Here is an 18,816-nt window from a genome sequence, read left to right as displayed (position 1 = left end):
AATCAGGAGTGGGGGCAGCCCGGACGGGCCGCCCCCACTCGTGAGTGGTGCTGTCGAGCGGGTGGACCGGACTTAGAAGCCCAGGCCCTCGGCCAGCGCGGTGTCGGCCGCGGCCGGCGAGTCGAAGGTGGCGCTGTCGACGATGATGGTCTTTTCGACTGTGTCGCCGGCGAGGGCCTTCTTCACGGCGTCGACGGCGGTGTCACCGAAGAACGGGTTGTACTGGGCGACGAAGCTCAGCTGACCGGCGGCCAAAGCCTCGAGCGCACCCTTGGTGCCGTCGATGGTGGCGATCTTCACGTCGGTGCCGGGGGTCAGGCCCGCGGCGGAGACGGCCTGGGCCGCGCCGATGCCCATCTCATCGTTCTGAGCGAAGATGAACTGGATGTCGTTGTTGTTGGCCTTCAGGACGGTCTCGATGACGGACTTGCCCTCGTCGGTCTTCCAGTTGGCGGTCTGCGCGCCGACCTTGGTGAAGCCGCTGGCTGCGTCGACCTCGGAGTCGAAGCCCTCGTTGCGCTCGTTCACGACCGAGAGGCCGGGGACGCCCTCGAGGACGAAGTACTTCGCACCGGTCGGGAAGCTCTCGACGGCCCAGGAGCCGACCGACGCCGCGACCTGCTTGTTGTCGGGGGCGATACGCGTGACGTAGAGGTCCTCGGACGCGTCGACACCGCGGTCGAGGAGCACGACGGGGATCTCGGCCTCCTTGGCGAGCTCGAGCGAGGACTCCCAGCCCGAGGCCTCTGTGGCCGTGAGCAGGATGACGTCGACCTCGTCGTTGACGAAGGTCGCGAAGGCGTCGAGCTGCGACTTCTGGTCGCTGGGGCTGGCGGCCGGGGCGTACTTGAGGTCGAAGCCGGCGTCCGCGGTGAAAGCGTCCTTGACGGCCTGCTCGTTGGCGTTGCGCCATCCACCCTCGGGGCCGACAGCGACGAAGCCGACGGTGGTGACGTCGCCCGCGGCGTCGCCTTCGTTACCCGCGTCGGCGCCACCGGCACAGCCGGCCAGGCTCAGGGCGACGACGCCCGCACCGATGAATCCGACGACGCCGCGCATGCGCTTCGAAATCGACATGTGTTCTCCTCCTTGAGATCTCTCCAGCGTTCGGGTTGGAGAGTGGATGCTGTGCAGCTGTTAGCGGCACTCCTGGTCATGAACAGTGTGCGCGCTAACATTCGAGAGCGCAAGAGTTATTTGCGAGAATTTCGGCGTGTCAGATCACAAGTCGATCACGACGACGACGCGACGTCCCGTGGCGGGGCATCGACGCCGGATCACCCGGTCGTGACCGCCGTCGTCGACTCGCGCACGATGAGCTGCGGCTGGATCATGTCGTGGCTGGGCTCGGTGTCGCCCTCGATGGCGGCGATGATCTGCTGCAGCGCCAGTTCGCCGAGTGCGGCGAAGTCCTGCCGAACCGTGGTGAGCGGGGGGAGGAAGTGTCGCGCGTCCGACAGATCGTCGAAGCCGATGACGTTCATGTCGTCGGGGACTCGGATGCCGCGACCGTGCAGCCCGTGGATGACGCCGAGTGCGATCTGGTCGTTCGCCGCGAACACCGCCGTGGTCTCGCCCAGGTCGTAGGACCGGCCGAACTCGAAGCCGAAGTCGGAGGTCCAGTCGCCGATGATGAACGGCCCCTCGGGCAGACCCGCCTCAGCGAGGCACTCCCGCCACCCCTGGGTGCGCTCGCGCGCGTCGAACCAGTCCATGGGACCGGCCAGGTGGGCGATCGACCGATGCCCCAGGCCGATGAGGTGCTGGACGGCCAGTCGGGCACCCTCGCGCTGATCGACCCCGACCGTGTGCCAGGACGCGTCCGCTTCGGCCTTGATGACGATCGTGGGAAGACCCGTCGTCTGCTGGCGCAGCAGATCGAGGGACGACTCACGCGGGGCGATGACGCAGAGGGCGTCGACCCCCTGGGTCACCAGCTCCATCACGCCGGAGTCCATCTTGGACTCGTCGTCGTCGCTGATGGAGAACGCGCTCACGGCGTACCCCACCTCGCGCGCGGCCTTCTCGAGCGCGCGCAGGGTGCTGTTCGGGCCGTTCTGCACAGGACCGTCGATGAGCACGCCGATCCGGCGGGCACGCCGCGTGGCCAGAGCGCGAGCGATCGAGCTGGGCGTGTAGTTCATCTCCTCGATCGCCTGCAGCACGCGCGTGCGCGTCGACTCACGGATGTTGGGATGGCCGTTCAGCACCCGCGACACCGTCATGTGCGACACGCCGGCGCGGCGCGCGACGTCGTAGATGCTGGGCCGCTGCCATCCGCGACTCGAAGACTGAGGCATAGAGGTCATCCGATCCGAACATCTTGATCACGGCGCACACCGGATGATCCCGGAGCGAGCGACAGGTCACGGATCACGCTGAAAAAAGCCTGGTCACGCCCTCCCATATTATGTGCGACCCCCGCGACGTCGTCGTCCGACCCTCGGTCAGCGCGTTCTGCGTCGCCGGACCCGCGACAGTGACCCCGGTGAGCGCGGGAGGATCACGAACGCCGGCGGCGCGCACGCACGAGGAGGACGCCGAGGGCCACGACGAGCACGGCCCCGCCGGCGATCAACCACGCCGGCTCGACGCCCGTGGCCGCGAGCCATCCGTGATCGGGCAGGCCCGACGGCGCCGCGCTGACGGACGGGGAGGGATGAATGCCGGGCTGGGGAGCGATGTCGACGGTGACGGAGACGACGCCGTCTCGCACCGGAGCCGCTGTGGGGGTCATCGGAGTCTTTCCGTGGAAGCGGCGTCCGCGCTCAGACCGTCGGCCCGGCCGGGCCCCGCATCCGTTCCCTCAGATGGGATGCCGGAGTCATCGGCCTCCGCGCCGGATGCGGCGCCGCCCGCGACCGGGGCGCCCGCAGCGCGGCGCCCCTCTTCGCGCGCGCGGTCGAGGGCGGCCGTGAAGCGACGGCGACGCCAGAAGAGGGCCGAGACGATGAGCAGCACGCCGAGCAGAACGAGCAGTTGCGGCACGGGGAGTGCCCAGAGCGACGCGTCCGCCGACTGGGGTGCGACCTCGACGGCGTCGCCGCCCAGATCGATCGCCGTCGGCACCAGGTCGATGGATCCCGGCACGAAGAACGTGGGCCAGACGTCGGTGACCGCGACGGTGAACGAACGGGACTCCCCCGGCAGGAGCTCTTGTCGCGGCGCGCCATCGTCAGGGAAGACGGCGGAACCGGTGCCGATCGCCGTGGTCCCGCCGACGACGAGGCTGGCGTTGCCGGTGTTCTCCACGGTGAACGTGGTACGGGCCGCTCCGGGACGGAACGGGTTCCATGACATGTCGTACCCCGAGTCGATCCCCGAGACCGCGAACGAGGCGACGATGTCGCCGGTCACGCGCGTCATGACACGGAAACCGACTCGACTTTCCACGCCCACCTGGGAGCCGCCCGCGTCGGTGCCGGTCGAGGAGACCGACGCGGCGATGCCCGCGGCGTGATCACCCGGAATGGCATCCTCGGGCACCGTGGTGGTGAAGGGCACGACGACGGTGGCGTTCGGGCCCACCGTCACCGAGTCGGGCAGGTCGATCCACCGACCCGCATCGACCGACTCCTGATCGGAGGGCAGCATGTTGAACCGCCCGTTGTCCGTGTAATAGCCGTCCGCCGCCGAGAGGGCGAACGTCACCTCCGTGCGGCTGAGGTTGCGCACAGCGAGGAAGTCCGCGCGCGAAGCCCCGGGATCGAGTTCCTGCTGGATGACTCCGCGGTCGTCGGCGCCCGACGCGTCGGCCGGAGTGACGGACCACGTGATGTCATCGGCGGACGCCGCGGACGCCGCGGGCACGCCGAGCAGAAGCGGAGCGACGAGGGCCCCGAGGGCGATCGTCATCCGCAGGAGGAAGGGGCGTGTCTTGGACATACCGCTGCGTCACCATCCCAGATCTTCGTCGATCCTGTCGACATCGTCGCTCACACAGGACCGCGGGCCGAGCCCTCTTCAGGACTCGGCCCGCGGATGCTTCTGCGACGATCTTACGGCTGCGTGATGACGTCCTCGAAGAGCGAGAGGGTCAGCTTCGACGTGTACGCACCCGGCGTGACACCGGCGTCGGTCTTCAACACCAACGCGGCGTTGGCGGTCCACGACGACTCCCCGCCCTCCTTGACGGCGGCCGACTCCAGCGCGGTGTACAGCAGCTCCTGGTCGACGAGGCCGACCGCGTCGTCTCCGGTGTCTTCGGAGGTCTTGACCTCTTCACCCTCGGCCACGAGGCCGGTCTCGCTCCCGCTGACGAGCTTGGGGGTCCAGCCGAAGTGGTCGGGGGAGATGGTGGCGCCGCCCGGGCTGGTGAAGGCAGACGCCTGACCCACGACGTACCAGAAGTGGTCCGCCGGGATGTCGTCGACGTCACGCGTGTCGGTCACCGTGACCGTGGGGAGGGTGCCGTCGAACTGACGGACCTCGGGGTCACCCGAGACGCCCTCGGCGAGGGTGGCGGAGGTGCCGGCGACCGTCAGGCTCAGGCTGCCGGGTCCGACGACGGGTGCGATGTTGACGTTGACGTCGACACCCTTGTCATCGACCTCAGCCGCGAACGCCGCACCGGCCGTGCCGACGAGGACCAGACCACCGACGGCGGCCACGGCGATGCGTGCCGCAGCACCCTTGGAAAACTTCATTGTGTACTCCGTTTCTTCGTTCGACACCGACGTCGAACGACTAGCAAGCTCACCGGACGCTCCGGTCGTTGCGGGGAAGGATCCGGGTAGTCCGCACCCCGCGACACCACAGATGTTAGCGAGAACACATTCAAATGACAAGTGTTCCGAGAGGACGGATCTCGACCGGAGCGGAGGGCGGTATCGGACCGGCGCGCACACGCGCTGCGCGGCGGTCCGCCCGGGCGCGCACCGGCATCCGGCGCGGCGGTCACCCACCGGGGTGGGGCGCACGCCGGTGGGGAACCCGATCGGATCGGGCGCCCCACCGGCGTCTCAGGATCAGCGGCAGCTGCCCTGGGGGGTGGGAACGGTGAACGAGGTCGCCGCGTCCTTCGTGGCGCTCGCGACCGCGTTGACCGACATCGTGCCTGCGTCGACAGACGGCGCGCGCGTCGAGAACGTAGCCGACACCGTCTTGCCCGCAGCGACGGTCATCACCTTGCTGCCGAACGCGCCGGCGACCGTGACGTCCGCCGAGACGGCATCCGTGTTCGTCACCGAGACGACCTGCGTCACCTTGCCGGCCACGCAGCGGTTCACCACGACGGCGGACAGGTCCAGGCCGAGCGAGAGCGCGTCCGACGTCGAGGCGGTGACCCGATTATCGGTGTATCCGTCGTAGCGGGCCGTCACGGAGCGAACCGTCGAGGGCACCTCGACCGAGGCGGAGCGCTGGTTCAGCGCGACCGTCTGCGTCCAGCCCTCTCCCGTGAAGGTCACGGTGCCGGCGACATCGCCCCGGTCCGCGGCGGCGACGACGGCGGTGACCGTGCGACCCGCGTTGGTGAGGGTCGTGGTCGAGGCGACGGCCTTGACCGACGTCCAGTCGCGCATCGCGGTGAGCACCGACTGGTTCACGCTCACGAACGAGCCGTGGCGCGGGCTGGCGGGCAGGCCGCCGACGGGACGGACGTTCCAGTCCGCGCGACGCGACAGGCGATCGGTCTGCGAGCTGCTCGCGATGGCGGCACCGGTGGTGACGAACGCGCGGTACCCGCCGGCGCCGAAGTTGTCGACGAGGAAGGCGTAGCCGTCGCCCCCGGCATTGTTCGGGTCACCCGCGTTGAGCTTGACGATCTGCGGACCCTCGCCCACCTCGTTCGTCTCGAGGCGCGTCATGTTGGTGTCCGTGAGCTGCCACGTCTTCTCGGGGTCGGCGTTCCAGTTGGAGCGCGTCGTCGGGGCGGTCAGCACCTTCGAGCGCTCGAGGAAGATGTCCTTGCCCGCCTCGAGGCCGTCGGCCGCGCCGCCCTCTTCGTTCTTGGTGAAGCGGTAGTAGTAGTCGCCGATCTTCTGCACCGTCGAATCGATGCGCGCGAAGCCGGTGTTCTGCCACTCGGTGGGCGGGTAGGTGTAGGTCTTGAAGTCACGCGTGAGCACGGTGAAGACGCGGGCGTGCAGGTTGTCGGTGTTGGTCTTCGCGGCGCTGTTGTACAGACGTGACGAGAAGTGCACCACGTACGACTGCAGCGCGTCGTCCCAGTACGCCTCGGGCGCCCAGGTCATGCCGGCCTCGGGCTGGTTGATGGTGATGCCCTCGTTGACCCCGTTCGTGCGGTCCCACTTCACGAGGTCGGTCGACTCCCAGACCTCGATCTTGAGGGAACCGTTCGACTGCGCCGGGCCCCAGCCCGTCCCGCAGCTGATGCACAGGTCGGTGGCGACCATGTAGTACTTGTCGCCGTCCTTCGAGCGGAGGATGTACGGGTCGCGCAGACCCTTCGTGTCCGTCGTCGAGGTGATGACGGCCTGGCCGCCGTTCACGGGCGAGAACGAGAAGAAGTCGTTGCCCGACGTCGCCGCCTGATAGATCTTCTCGTCGCCGTCGGACTTGAAGTACGCCGCGGCGTAGCCGGCATCCGGAGCCGTACGGCCCTTCTCGGCGACCGTGACGTCGAACGACTTCTGCGCGGTCTGACCGTTGAGGGTGGCCGTCGCCGTCAGGGTGACCTTCGCGTCGCCCGCACCGTACGCGGGGCGAACGACGAGGCCACCGCCGCGGAACGGGTCCGCGACGCCGACCGACGGGGCGACGTAGTCGGCGGAGGTCGAGGTGACCAGGGCGGGGTTCGACGAGGTCCAGCTGATCGCGGCGCCGTTGAGGGCGCCCTTGGTCACCAGCGGCAGATTCTCGGTCGTACGGGATGCCAGGGAGACGGCATCCAGGTCGGCGGAGACGTTCGGCGCGATGACGGTGACGTCGAAGACGAGGGTCCCGAGCGAGCTCGTTGCCGTCAGGGTGACGGGGGTGTTCGTCGAGATCGAGCGCGAGACGACGCCGGTGGTCGACACCACTGCCGGGTTGGAGGACGACCAGGTCAGTGCGACGCCGTTCACGGACGACGCGAGGTTGAGGTTGCTCGAGACGCTGTCGAGCGACGTGTTGGAACGCAGCATGGTCGCCGCGACGTCGCCGCGCAGCAGCGCCGACGTCGTCGAGGACTTCTGCGTCGCCGTGGGCATGCTGGCGCCGACCTGGTCGGCGGTGAGAGCGGCATCCCAGAATTTGACGTCGCTGACGTCGGCGCGTAGCAGCGAGTCGCCCTGGTAGAGCGAGCGGCCCAGGTACCCGAGCACGTTGCCCGAGGGGATGATCGAGCTGAGCGAGTTGGCGTGGGTCAGGGTCGAGATGACACTGCCGTCGCGGTACAGCGTCAGGGTGTTGCCCGTGCCCACCATCGTGAGGGTGGTGAAGCCGGGGTTGAGGCCGCCACCGGCCGGCAGGCGGGTCTCGCCGTTGCTGCTGCCGCTCTTGACGCGGATGGCGGCGAGCACCTGATCGGTGTAGCCACCCTGGGCCGAGCGCGGGCTGAGGAAGATGTGGTTGCCGAGCTGCGTGGTGTTCCACGGCCCGACCCCGTCACCGATGACCCAGCCGAAGTGGTTGGCCGCAGACTGCGCAGCGACCGTGTACTCGACCGTGAAGGCGTTGTCGGTCGCGGTGACGAGGCCCTTGGGCAGCGCCGCGTAGCCGTCGGCCTTGAAGCGCAGCACGGCGTCGCCGGCGGCGTCGGCGAACGAGGCGTCGGTGAAACCGGTGAGCGAGGCGTTGCGGCCGTTACCGGAGACATCGAGGAGCGACGTGCCCGTGTGCGACATGTCGTAGTGCGCCGTGGGCGCCGGCACGTCGGCGGCGTGCGCCGCGGGCGCGACCATGCTCATGGTCGAAGCGACGAGCACGCCGGTGAGAGACGCGGTCAGCGCCTTCGACACGCGACGCGAGCGCTCGGCTCGGGGTGGGCGGGTGACCGGTGATCTCATCTTCGAGACCTTTCTCTCGGCGCTGTGTGCGCGGCTTCGAAGGTGGGGGCCGAGGCGAAGCGGTGGGGTGGTGCGCCGAGGCGGCGACGCGTCGGTCGGCCCCGGGAAGGACGACCGCGAGGGCGTTCGCGCGCCCGTGAGGCGACGACGGATGCCGATCGTGGTGCTCAGGTTAGCGGTACCACTCGCGAGAGGCAATCCTTCGTTGACGTCAACATCCGCGCGCTTCCGCACGAACGCGTCGGGCCGCTGCCGGGGTCCGGCCGCGGATCACGCGCCGCCACAGCATCTTGTGACCGGACCCTGTGAGCGATAACATTCAGCATCCCTGCACGACGACAGCCAAAGAGGGCTGTCCGAAAGGATCGCAATGGAGCACCCTCTTCCCCGTCGCGCGCTCGCAAGCGTCGCGACACTGGCCCTCGCGCTGACCGGCGCCCTCGTCGCCGCGCAGCCAGCCGCCGCCGCCGACGACCGCCTGGTCGCGCACTACCCGCTGACGGATGCAAGCGGCACCACCGCCGTCGACGCCTCCGGCAAGGGGCGCAACGCCACCTACGTCGGGGGTGCGACCCTCACCGGCGGCGAGGGCGTCCGCCTCGACGGAACCGACGACTACGTCGACCTGCCCGACAACCTGCTCGCCGGTCTCGACTCGGTCACGATCAGCGCCGACGTGCTGGTGCGAGGAGACCAGGGCACCCCCTACTTCATCTACGGCCTCGGCAACACCGACGGGGGCGGGGTCGGCAACGGATACCTCTACTCGACCGGCAACTCCTACAAGGCCTCCATCGCCACCGGCAACTGGAGCACCGAGCAGACGGTGAACAGCAACGCCAACCTGCAGCGCGACGTGTGGAAGACCCTCACCTACACGCTCGACGACGCCACCGACACGGCGCGCGTCTACCTCGACGGCGCGCAGGTCGGTCAGGCCACCAACGTCACCACCAAGCCCGGCGCGATCGGCGGCGGGACGACCACCGCGAACTACATCGGCCGCTCGGTCTACAACGCCGACCGCCGACTGGCCGGCAGCGTGCGCGACTTCCGGGTGTACAACACCGCGCTCTCGACATCCGATGTCTCCGCCCTCGTGCCCGCCGATGCCACGCGTCTGCAGCGCGACACCGCCGCCCTCTCGCTCGGCGACCTCAGCGCCGTCACCGCCGATCTGCGCCTTCCCACGACCGGCGTCAACGGAGCCTCGATCAGCTGGGCCTCCAGCAACACCGCCGCGGTGAGCGCGGCCGGCAAGGTCACCCGCCCGGCGGCCGGGCAGCAGCCTGCCACCGCGACGCTGACAGCGACCCTCACCCGCGGCTCGGCCACCCAGACGCGCACCTTCGCGGTCACCGTGGCAGCCATGCCGGGTAACGCCGACCTCGCAAAGGCCGACCTCGACAAGATCAGCATCCCGAACGCCACCGACGTGCGCGGCAACATCACCCTCCCGGCCACCGGCTCGGTCAACGGCACGGCCATCACGTGGTCGGCCTCGCCGTCCGGCGTGATCTCGACGTCGGCGACCGGCGGCAAGCCTGCCGGCGTCGTCACCCGCGGTGCGACCGACACAAAGGTGACGCTGACCGCCGCGGCATCCGGAACCTCCGTCACCCGTCAGATCGAGGTCACCGTCAAGGCGGCCCCTGCGGGTCTCGACAAGGACTACACGGCCGGGTACCTGTGGACCCACTTCGCGACCGAGGGCGGCTACGAGAAGATCTTCATGGGGCACAGCACCGACGGTCTGCACTGGGAAAAGCTGAACGACAACAAGTCGATCCTCGCCAACCTCGGCGGCGACCTCGGTGTGCGCGACCCGCACCTCGTGCGCTCCCCCGAGGGCGACAAGTACTGGATCATCGGCACCGACCTGCACGCCGAGGGCGGCGGCGCCGGCGGCTCCGGCTGGGATCAGCTGAACGCCAGCCAGAACCTCGTCGTATGGGAATCCTCCGACCTGGTCAACTGGAGCGACCAGCGCATCGTCTTCGCCGGCTTCGACAAGGCCGGCTGCGTGTGGGCACCCGAGGCGACCTACAACGAGGCCACCGGCGAGTACTACGTGTACTGGGCCGCCCGCGACCAGACCGACAACAACACGCCGGACTGGGCGCTGCGGATGTACCTCACCAAGACGCGCGACTTCGTCACGTTCACCAAGCCGGAGATCTGGACGACGCTGAACCCCAAGGGCGACGGCCAGGGCGGTCGCAACATCATCGACTCCACCATCGCGAAGGAGGGCGACACCTACTACCGGTTCTCGACCTCCGACTGGGACACGGTCGTCGACACCGCGCCGTCGCTCGACGGTCCCTGGACGCAGAAGATCGGCCCGGGGCAAGCCGGTGCGGCGGGTCTGCGCGCCCGCATGGAGGGCTTGACGGTCTACCAGCTGCCGGACGGTCGCTGGTCGGTCATGGGTGACGAGTTCAACTACTACGCGCACGTAACCGACTCGCTCGCGAGCCTGAAGTTCACTCAGCTCAGCAGCGGCAGCGGTGCCAACCAATTCTCGTTCGACCAGAGCTTCCGTCACGGGTCCGTCCTGCGCCTCTCGAAGGCGGAGGAGGCGCGTCTGCTCGAGAAGTACGGCGACACCCCGGTCACTCCCGAGGAGCCCCAGCAGGGCCCGATCGCGGAGTACACGTTCGAGAACGGCTCCCTCGCCGACTCGGTGGGTGACGCCGACCTGACGGCATCCGGAACCGCCGCCGTCGCCACCGACGCCGAGAAGGGCTCGGCCCTGCGGCTCACGGGAGCGGCGAACGGTTTCGCCTCGTTCCCGACCGGATTCTTCGACGGACGCGACACGATGACGGTGTCGATGGACATCAAGTCCGAGCGCACGAGCGGCAACTTCTTCACCTTCGCGTTCGGGCAGAACCAGGACCGCTACTCGTTCCTCCGGGTACGCGGCGGCGAGGCCCGCACCGCGATCACGAAGGCGACATGGCAGGGGGAGTCCGCCGTCAGCGGCACCCTCTCCAGCGGCCAGTGGCACAAATACGACCTCGCCTACGACGGCAAGACGCTGCGCATGTACATCGATGGAGTGAAGGTGGGAGAGAACCTCGCCCTGAACGCCTCGGTGAGCGAGCTCGGCTCCAACCTCGCGGGATACCTGGGCAAGTCGCTCTACAGCGCCGACGGGTACTTCCAGGGCTGGTACGACAACGTGCGCGTCTACAACCGCGCGCTGTCGAACACCGAGATCCTGCAGAACGCGGGCATCGAGGACCAGCTCCTCGATGTGTCCCTCACGCAGCCCGAGAAGCTCAAGATGGCGCCGATCACCGATGGCAAGGCGCGCACCGTCATCCTGCCGGTGGTCAAGGGCACCGACGTGTCGAAGCTCGCGCCCACCTTCACCACGGTCCCCGGCTCCACGGTGTCGCCCGCCTCGGGCACGACCGTCGACCTGACCGCTCCGGTCACCTACACCGTGACGACGCCCTCGGGCGCCAAAGCGGCGTGGAAGGTCGAGGCGCGGGTCGTCAACAGCCCGGTGCTTCCGGGCCTGTACGCCGACCCGAACATCGCGGTCTTCGGTGACACGTACTACATCTACGCGACGAGCGACGGCTTCCCCGGGTGGGGCGGCAAGGAGTTCTACGTCTGGAAGTCGAAGAACCTGACGGACTGGACGCGGTCGGCAACGCCCTTCCTGACGCTCGACGGAGCCAACGGCAACGTGCCGTGGGCAACGGGCAACGCGTGGGCGCCCACCATCATCGAGCGCGACGGGAAGTACTACTTCTACTTCAGCGGTCACAACTCCGCCGTCGATCGCAAGACGATCGGTGTCGCCGTCGCGGACAACCCCGAGGGCCCCTTCACGGCGCAGCCCAACGCGATGATCCTCAACAACGAGGCCGTCACGTCGGGGCAGGCCATCGACCCCGCCGCCTTCCACGACCCGGTCACCGGCAAGTGGTACCTCGGCTGGGGCAACGGCTCCCCCGTCCTGGCGGAGCTCGCAGACGACATGACCTCGATCAAGCCGGGCACCTACCAGCGGATCAACGGGCTGACCGACTTCCGCGAGGGCGTGTTCTTCAACTACCGGAAGGGTCTTTACCACCTCACCTACGCCATCGACGACACCGGGTCGGAGAACTACCGCGTCGGATACGCCACCGCGACGAGCATGAACGGTCCGTGGACGTACCGCGGCGTGATCCTCGAGAAGGACCTGTCCCTCGGCATCAAGGGACCCGGCCACAGCTCGATCATCAACGTGCCGGGAACCGACGACTGGTACATCGCGTACCACCGCTTCGCGATGCCGAACGGCAACGGGAACAACCGCGAGACCACTATCGACAAGGTGACGTTCGGCGCCGACGGCCTCATGCAGAAGGTCACCCCCACGCTCGAGAGCGTGAAGCCGCAGACCGTCCCCTCGCCGGGTCCCGAGGTCACGGCCGCCGTGACCAGCCGGTGCGTGGCGGGCAAGGTGGTGCTGGCGGTGTCGGTCACCAACCGTGACGATGCTCCCGTGTCGCTGAACATGACGTCGGACCACGGGTCGAAGACGGTCGCGTCCCTCGCCGCGGGAAAGACGACGACGCAGACCTTCACGGTCCGCCAGGCGTCCATCCCGGCCGGCACGGTGACGATCGCCGCCACCGATGCGGGCGGCGCCGCCACCGAGGTGAAGGCCGGGTACGGCGCGCGCACCTGCGGCTGACTCGTGGTGCGCCTCACCGATGGGTGAGGAGGTGGGCTCCGGCTTCGGCCGGGGCCCCCTTTGCGTGGGTCTCGGGCTACAGCCGGGGTCTCCTTGTCGTTCTCCCAGGAAAACCACTTGTTACCGAGAACATGCCAGGTTAGCGTGGACGTGAGTTCACCCTCGCCCACCGACCAGAATTCCCCCGAGCCCGCGCAAGGCCGTCGACGTCGACGTCCTCCGGAAGGATTCCCGATGACCCGTCATCAGCTTCTCACCGCCCTCGCCCACGGGCTGCTCGTCACCTCGGCAGTCGCACCGGTGGGGCTGGTCGCCTGGGAGCAGGCCGATTTCGACAGCAGCGCCGTCTTCCAGATGGATGCCACCGAGCCCGACACGCTGTTCATCAACGGGCGCGCGTTCGTCTTGGAGTGACATCGGCGCGGGCGGCCCGCCCCTCCCGCCGTCGGCGGCGGGTCTCGCTTGATCGAGCGGATCGGCATCCCCCTCCCGACGGGCCCGGTTCGCTCTGATCACCGTCTCGGCTACGGAGCCTTCGTCGACCCGCGCACGATCAACTCCGCCGGAATCAGATCGTGACGGGGCGCCGCGTCCCCCTCGATGGCACCGACGATCTGCCGCAGCGCCGCGTCTCCGAGCGCCGCGAAGTCCTGCCGGATGGTGGTCAGCGGCGGGAGGAAGTGCCGCGAGTCGGAGAGGTCGTCGAAGCCGACGAGGCTGATGTCGTCGGGAACCCGGATGCCGCGAGAGTGCAATCCGTGAAGGACGCCGAGCGCGGTCTGGTCGTTCGCTGCGAACACCGCGGTGGTCTGCCCCGGATCGAACGAGCGCCCGAACTCGAAGCCGAGGTCCGACGTCCAATCGCCGACGACGAGCGGCCCCTCGGGCACCCCCGCCGCGGCGAGGGTCTCGCGCCACCCCTCGGCGCGTTCGCGGGCGTCGAACCCGTCCATCGGACCGGCGAGATGCGCGATAGTGCGGTGACCGATCCCGATGAGGTGCCCGACGGCGAGTCGAGCACCCTCGCGCTGATCGACTCCGACCGTGTGCCACGAGGCGTCCGCGGCAGCCGCGACGACGATGGTCGGCAGACCGCCGGTCTGCTGACGGAGCAGACCGAGGGAGGACTCGCGCGGAGCGATGACGCACAGGGCGTCGACGTGCTGGGTAACGAGCTCCATCACCGCGGAGTCCATTCGCGACACGGCACCGTCGGCGAGGGAGAACGTGCTCACCGCGTATCCGGCCTCGCGCGCGGACTTCTCCAGCGCGCGCAAGGTCCGGTCCGGACCGCTGCGCAGGGGTCCGTCGATGAGCACCCCGATCCGGCGGGCTCGTCGGCTTGCGAGCGCGCGGGCGATCCCGCTTCGCGTGTAGCTCATCTCTTCCATGACCTGGAGGACGCGCGAGCGCGTGGACTCGCGAATGTTCAGGTGGTCGTTCAGGACCCGCGACACGGTCATGTGCGACACGCCGGCCCCACGCGCGACGTCGTAGATGCTGGGTCGCTGCCACCCGCGGCCCGCGGACGCCGGGGTTGCCGTCATCGACTCTTCTCTTCCTTGGAAGAAGGAGCGGCCAGCCCGTGACGCGGCACGTCGGTCCGCACCCCGTCCTGGCGAGGGCGGGACACCATGGCTGTCCACCGCAGTGGGCCGGGCCCGTCAGGACCCGGCCCACTGCCGTTCGCGCCGCCTGTCAGTTCTGCGCGGCGTAGGGCGCCTCGACGCCGGAGGTGACGCGCGTGCCGTCGATCGTGGCAGCGGCCGTGACCGTGGCCTTCCCGGCGGGGATGGACGCCTTCCCCGAGTTGATGGCGGCGCTGACCCTCTTGCCCGGCTGAACCGCGGTGAACGACTTCTTGCCGTAGGCGGTGACCACCTCGACGTCCACCGGCACGGACGAGCGGTTCACGACCTCGACCGTCACGTACGCCTTCCCGGCGATCTTGCGGGTGGAGGCGACGGCATCCATCTTCAGAGGCGGCGCGACGGTGAAACTCGCCGAGGGCGGAGAGGCGGGTGACGAGCCCCCTGCGTTCACCGCGGTGACGCGCGCCGTCCAGGCGCCGACCCGCAGATCGGCGATCGCGACGGACATGCGCGCCCGCAGGTTCTCGGTGACGGTGACGCTGCGCCCCTCACCTCCATCGGCAGGGGTGAGCTGCACGATGTAGGAGCTGATCGCCGAGCCGTTGGCGGCGGGGGCATCCCACTCCACGGTGGCCCGCGCGCCCTCGACGGACGCCGTCGGTGCCGCCGGAGCCGCGGGAGCCTCAACGGCCGTTCCGTCGGTCTCGAGCACCAGCGGGGCGAACGCGATCCAGTCCACGTCGGGGGCGATGGCGTACCCCTCCAGCACGACCTGGTCCTGCTGGCTCGTGCGTTCGTCGATCACCAGCGTCTCCTTCGTGTTGCCGAAGGTCACCGCACCGTCGCCGCTCGCCAGGTTCACCGGCATGACGGCCTCCCAGAAGTTGTTCGCGGTGTAGGTGTAGCGGAACGTCGAACGCCCCACCAGACCGTCGTGACCGGCTTCCTGCGCCTGCAGCCCCAGGTCGACGACCTGCGGGTTGTAGTCATGGCGCCCCTCGATGTCGTCGTTCGAGTAGTGCACGATCGCGTTGTAGGCGCCCGCACGGTCGAACCCGGCGCCCCGTCGGATCGTCAGGGTCCCCTGATTCGCCGCGTTGGTATCGGTGATTCCGAGGCCGGCGACGTAGCCGGAGCCGGAGCCGTTGGTCAGATCGGCGCCGAAGCCCTTCACGACGGCGGTGCCGCCGAGGGTGGCCTTCGCGGCATCCTCGACCTCGACCTTCACGATCGCGGCGTCGCCTTCGACCGCGCGGGTCGTCGTGACCGCGCTCACGCGCGCCCCGCCGGTGCTGCGCAGCTCGATCTCGCTGATGCCCTCGGGCAGGTGGATACGCGCACGCTTCTGGCCGTCGGTGAAGGTCGTCGCGAGGCGGCCGTCGACCGTGAGACCCAGGTCGGTGCCCTGCCAGTCGACGGCGACGTCGTAGTAGCCCGACTCGTCGGCCGAGGGGTAGACGTCGACACGGTCGCCCGCGCCGATCTTCGCCTCTCCGGCGACCAGCTTCGCGTTGCCCGCGAGACGCAGGGCCGTCGCCGGGTACTCGGCGCGCTGCGTGTTCGAGTCGGTGCCCACGCGGGTGAGCTCGACGCGGTCCACCGTGACGCCTCCGTCGGCGCCCGCGCCCGGCAGCAGGTTCTGCCCGTCGCGGCTGGTGCGCAGACTCAGCGTGTGCGTCCCGGCGCTCAGCGTGACGTAGACCTCGGCGGTGCCGCGCGCCGTGCCGCGCACGTTGTCGGGCTTGATCGCGTTGGCGCCGTACTGCACCGTGGCCGCATCCGCGCCGTCGACGAACAGAGCGTGCTGGGCGGCGCGACCGGGCGTGGCCCCGAGCACGGTGTAGCGGTACAGGCCGGGCTCGGCGACGTCGACCTGCCAATCGAGGCGGCCGTTCGCACCGGTCAGACCGGTGACATCACGGTCGCCCGAGAGGCGATAGCCGCCACCCGGCTGGGTGCGCACCGCGCCGCCGGTGACCGCGAGGTCCTCGGCCTCCGACCACTGGTGCGGCGCCTGCTGAGCGGCCGCGGCCTCGACGTCACGACCGGTCGCCGGAGTGATGACCACCTGGTACGCCGCGCTCGCGTTCGCGGAGGGCACGCGCACCTGGACGGTGCCGTCGGCCACCGCCGAGTCGTCGTAGGCGGCGACGACGCGGGGGGTGTCGGCGATGCCGTCGGTGCCCGACACGAGGACCTCGCGGATCTCGACGTCGACGGAGTCGCCGAAGGTTTCCTTCGACAGTCCGCGCACGGTGAGCTGACCGTCCCGGCCCTGCTGGATGCCGCCCACGATGACCTGTGCACGACGGTTGGCGTCGTCGACGGCGGCGATCGCCTTCTCGCGGTTCGTGGTGACCTCGGCCGTCTGCGACCCGTGCAGGTCGCCGTACCACTTGAACATCCACCATCCGCCGTTGGCGGCGTTGACCTTCGCCTGGTTGTCGGAGAGCGTTCCGGATGCCGTCCAGTAGGCCGTCTGCGCATCGATCTTGGCCGCCTCGAAGCTGGCGAACCACCGCAGCAGGTTCGACGGCGAGCTCATGTCATTGCTCGCGCCGTACTCCGTGATGTTGACCTGGGGGATCTTGTCCTCGGCGATGCCGAGGTCCCGTGCGTACTGGCGGAACGCGTTGGCGCGATCCGGCATCCACTGGTAGCCCCGCAGCTCGTGCCAGACGTAGATGTCGGGGACCGTGTTCGATGCGATCGCGGAACGCAGGAAGGCCTTGATGTTGCCCTCGCCGCGCCACGCGGCGTCTCCCGGTCCCGCGATGCGGGGTCGGCTCAGCCCGTGCTTGGCATAGACGTCGCTGATGACCTTCCACGCCGCGGCCCAGTCGCTCGCCCCTCCGGGGGTGAAGCTGTCGGGCTGTCCGCCCTGCTGCAGATAGCGGTAGTAGCGGTCGTCATTGTTCAGCCACTGCAGGTCGAGTTCGTTGTAGGGGATGAAGACGTACTTCTCGGGGTCGTCCGCACCGGTCGCGACGGCCTCCGTCACGATCTCGAGCACCTCGAGGTAGTCCCACAGGCCGTTGCCGCCGGCCGTCCACTCCGAGGTGAGCTTGCCGTTCGCGTCGCGCACGTACGTGCGGTCGTCGCCCGGGCGGACTCCGCGGTTGTAGGGCCAGTCGGGGTAGTAGTCCTGCGTGTAGATGTAGAGGTCTTCGCCGTGCTTGTCGAAGAAGGTGTCCTCGATGTTGAACGCGTCGCCGCCGGGGTGCTGCGTGCCGAACGGCGGCTTCTGCGACACGTTCGTCATCGCGGCGCCGTTGACGAGCGCCTGCGTGGGCGACTGTTCGTCGCCGAGGCCGTAGAGGGTGCCCGACGCGCCGCCGCGGAAGTCGCCCGTGCGGCGGCCGAGGTCGGCCACGATCTCCTCGGTGGGTCGTGCGCCGACGGTCACGGTGGCGGTGACGGCTCGATCGGTGCCCGTGATGACGCCGGCGACGGTGAAGGTCGAGCCGGCGGTGGCGTACTGCGAGGCGCGAACGGCATCCCAGCGGATGGCGGCGTCGGTCTTCAGCCCGGACTCGCGGGTGACGCCGACGCGGGCGGGGAGCACGGGCGCCTGCCCCGCGGTCGTGGCGATCTGCCAGGACGTCTGCGCCACGGCCGTGACCGGTCCGGCCGATGCGGCGAAGTCAGCGGCCACCTGCTCAGGGGTGAGCGCGGCGTCGTAGATCGAGAAATCGTCGAACTCGCCGCCGAAGAGCGCAGCCCACTGCGGAGCCCAGGGCACGCGACCGATGAGCCCCGACCGCGTGCTCGATGACGCACCGAGCTTGCTGAAGTCGACCGCGGCGCTCTCGCGGCGGACGAGTTCCCCGTTGATGTAGTACGAGAGCGTCTGGCCGTCGGCGACGGAGGTGATCTTCGTCCAGGCGTTGGCGGTGAGCGGCACCGGCGACACCGCCTTCACCTCGGTGCCGGAATTGGCCACGGCCTTGGACTGACCGCCCTCATTGGGGACGAAGTAGAGACCCCAGTTGTCGCGGGGCAGCCCGTCGCTGCCGACGATGTAGGCCCACGGCAGGTTGCCGGAGTTGCGCCCGTCCCACTTGATCCACGTCGAGACGGTGAGGGCCTTCACCCCGTCGTAGAGGCCCGCGGGGATGTCGAGGTACGGCGCTGCCGTGCTCGACGAGTTCTGCGCGCCGCCGGGGAAGAGGCCCGAGGCCCCCGAGGCGGCGGTGGGGCCGGTCCCCCGGGCGAGGGAGCCGGCGTTGCGCACGCGCGCGTCGAAGGCGGATCCCTTCGTGCCCGAGTTGGCGATGGTGGATGCCGTCGCGCCGCTGTCGAAGGTGTATTTGACGATCGGCGCGGGAGCCGTGGTCTCGGCCGATGCCGGCGCGGCGCCGATCAGGCTCAGCACGAGCGGTACGGCAGCGCACAGGGCGGCGGCGGGTCGCCAGGCGGAGGGGGAGGGGGTTCTTGTGCTCATCGTTCCTCGTCGTCGAGTGGAAGGGCAGCGCGTGATCAATTCTGATAACGCTTTCAAGCCGAGAGCATAGAGGCCGACCGCTCGCCCAGGCAAGAGCTGAGGGAGCCTTTCTGATAACGGCTTCACAGT

10 protein-coding genes are annotated in these 18,816 nt (G+C 69.2%); 2 read left to right on the top strand and 8 right to left on the bottom strand.

Annotated elements, in window-relative coordinates; all coding sequences use genetic code 11:
• Positions 1-72 precede the first annotated feature (72 nt).
• The 6 genes from MT347_RS14615 to MT347_RS14590 all read right to left on the bottom strand — a co-directional run bounded on the left by MT347_RS14615 (position 73) and on the right by MT347_RS14590 (position 7,949).
• Positions 73-1,077, bottom strand: coding sequence for a substrate-binding domain-containing protein (locus MT347_RS14615; protein WP_243501992.1), 1,005 nt, complete (start codon positions 1,075-1,077; stop codon positions 73-75).
• Positions 1,078-1,277: 200 nt separating this feature from the next.
• Complete coding sequence (locus MT347_RS14610; RefSeq protein WP_243501991.1) at positions 1,278-2,300, bottom strand: LacI family DNA-binding transcriptional regulator; 1,023 nt, start codon at positions 2,298-2,300, stop codon at positions 1,278-1,280.
• Between the two features lie 203 nt (positions 2,301-2,503).
• A complete protein-coding gene (locus MT347_RS14605) occupies positions 2,504-2,737 on the bottom strand; it encodes an LPXTG cell wall anchor domain-containing protein (protein WP_243501990.1) in 234 nt (77 codons plus the stop codon).
• Positions 2,734-3,885 carry a WxL protein peptidoglycan domain-containing protein gene (locus MT347_RS14600; RefSeq protein ID WP_243501988.1) on the bottom strand — a complete coding sequence of 384 codons (1,152 nt, stop codon included), beginning with the start codon at positions 3,883-3,885 and terminating at the stop codon, positions 2,734-2,736. The genes MT347_RS14605 and MT347_RS14600 overlap by 4 nt, the downstream gene beginning before the upstream one ends.
• A 113-nt stretch (positions 3,886-3,998) precedes the next feature.
• Positions 3,999-4,646 carry a hypothetical protein gene (locus MT347_RS14595; RefSeq protein WP_243501987.1) on the bottom strand — a complete coding sequence of 216 codons (648 nt, stop codon included), beginning with the start codon at positions 4,644-4,646 and terminating at the stop codon, positions 3,999-4,001.
• A gap of 321 nt (positions 4,647-4,967) precedes the next feature.
• Positions 4,968-7,949 carry an immunoglobulin-like domain-containing protein gene (locus MT347_RS14590; RefSeq protein WP_243501986.1) on the bottom strand — a complete coding sequence of 994 codons (2,982 nt, stop codon included), beginning with the start codon at positions 7,947-7,949 and terminating at the stop codon, positions 4,968-4,970.
• A gap of 370 nt (positions 7,950-8,319) precedes the next feature.
• On the opposite strand from MT347_RS14590, the gene MT347_RS14585 reads away from it, so the two are divergent.
• Both MT347_RS14585 and MT347_RS14580 read left to right on the top strand, forming a co-directional pair.
• Entirely contained in the window at positions 8,320-12,651 is a 4,332-nt protein-coding gene (locus tag MT347_RS14585) for a family 43 glycosylhydrolase (protein WP_243501985.1), read from the top strand.
• A gap of 234 nt (positions 12,652-12,885) precedes the next feature.
• Positions 12,886-13,065 carry a hypothetical protein gene (locus MT347_RS14580; RefSeq protein ID WP_243501983.1) on the top strand — a complete coding sequence of 60 codons (180 nt, stop codon included), beginning with the start codon at positions 12,886-12,888 and terminating at the stop codon, positions 13,063-13,065.
• 110 nt (positions 13,066-13,175) lie between these two features.
• Here the strand turns inward: MT347_RS14580 and MT347_RS14575 are convergent, their stop codons facing one another.
• A complete protein-coding gene (locus MT347_RS14575; protein ID WP_243501982.1) occupies positions 13,176-14,198 on the bottom strand; it encodes a substrate-binding domain-containing protein in 1,023 nt (340 codons plus the stop codon).
• A 151-nt stretch (positions 14,199-14,349) separates the two neighbouring features.
• Positions 14,350-18,687, bottom strand: a complete 4,338-nt coding sequence (locus MT347_RS14570; RefSeq protein WP_243501980.1) for a LamG-like jellyroll fold domain-containing protein — start codon at positions 18,685-18,687, stop codon at positions 14,350-14,352.
• Positions 18,688-18,816 lie beyond the last annotated feature (129 nt).

It is taken from the genome of Microbacterium sp. VKM Ac-2923 (assembly GCF_022815605.1).
Classification (GTDB): domain Bacteria; phylum Actinomycetota; class Actinomycetes; order Actinomycetales; family Microbacteriaceae; genus Microbacterium.
Note: the sequence above shows the minus strand (reverse complement) of the source record. Positions and strands in the feature narration are given on the sequence as shown.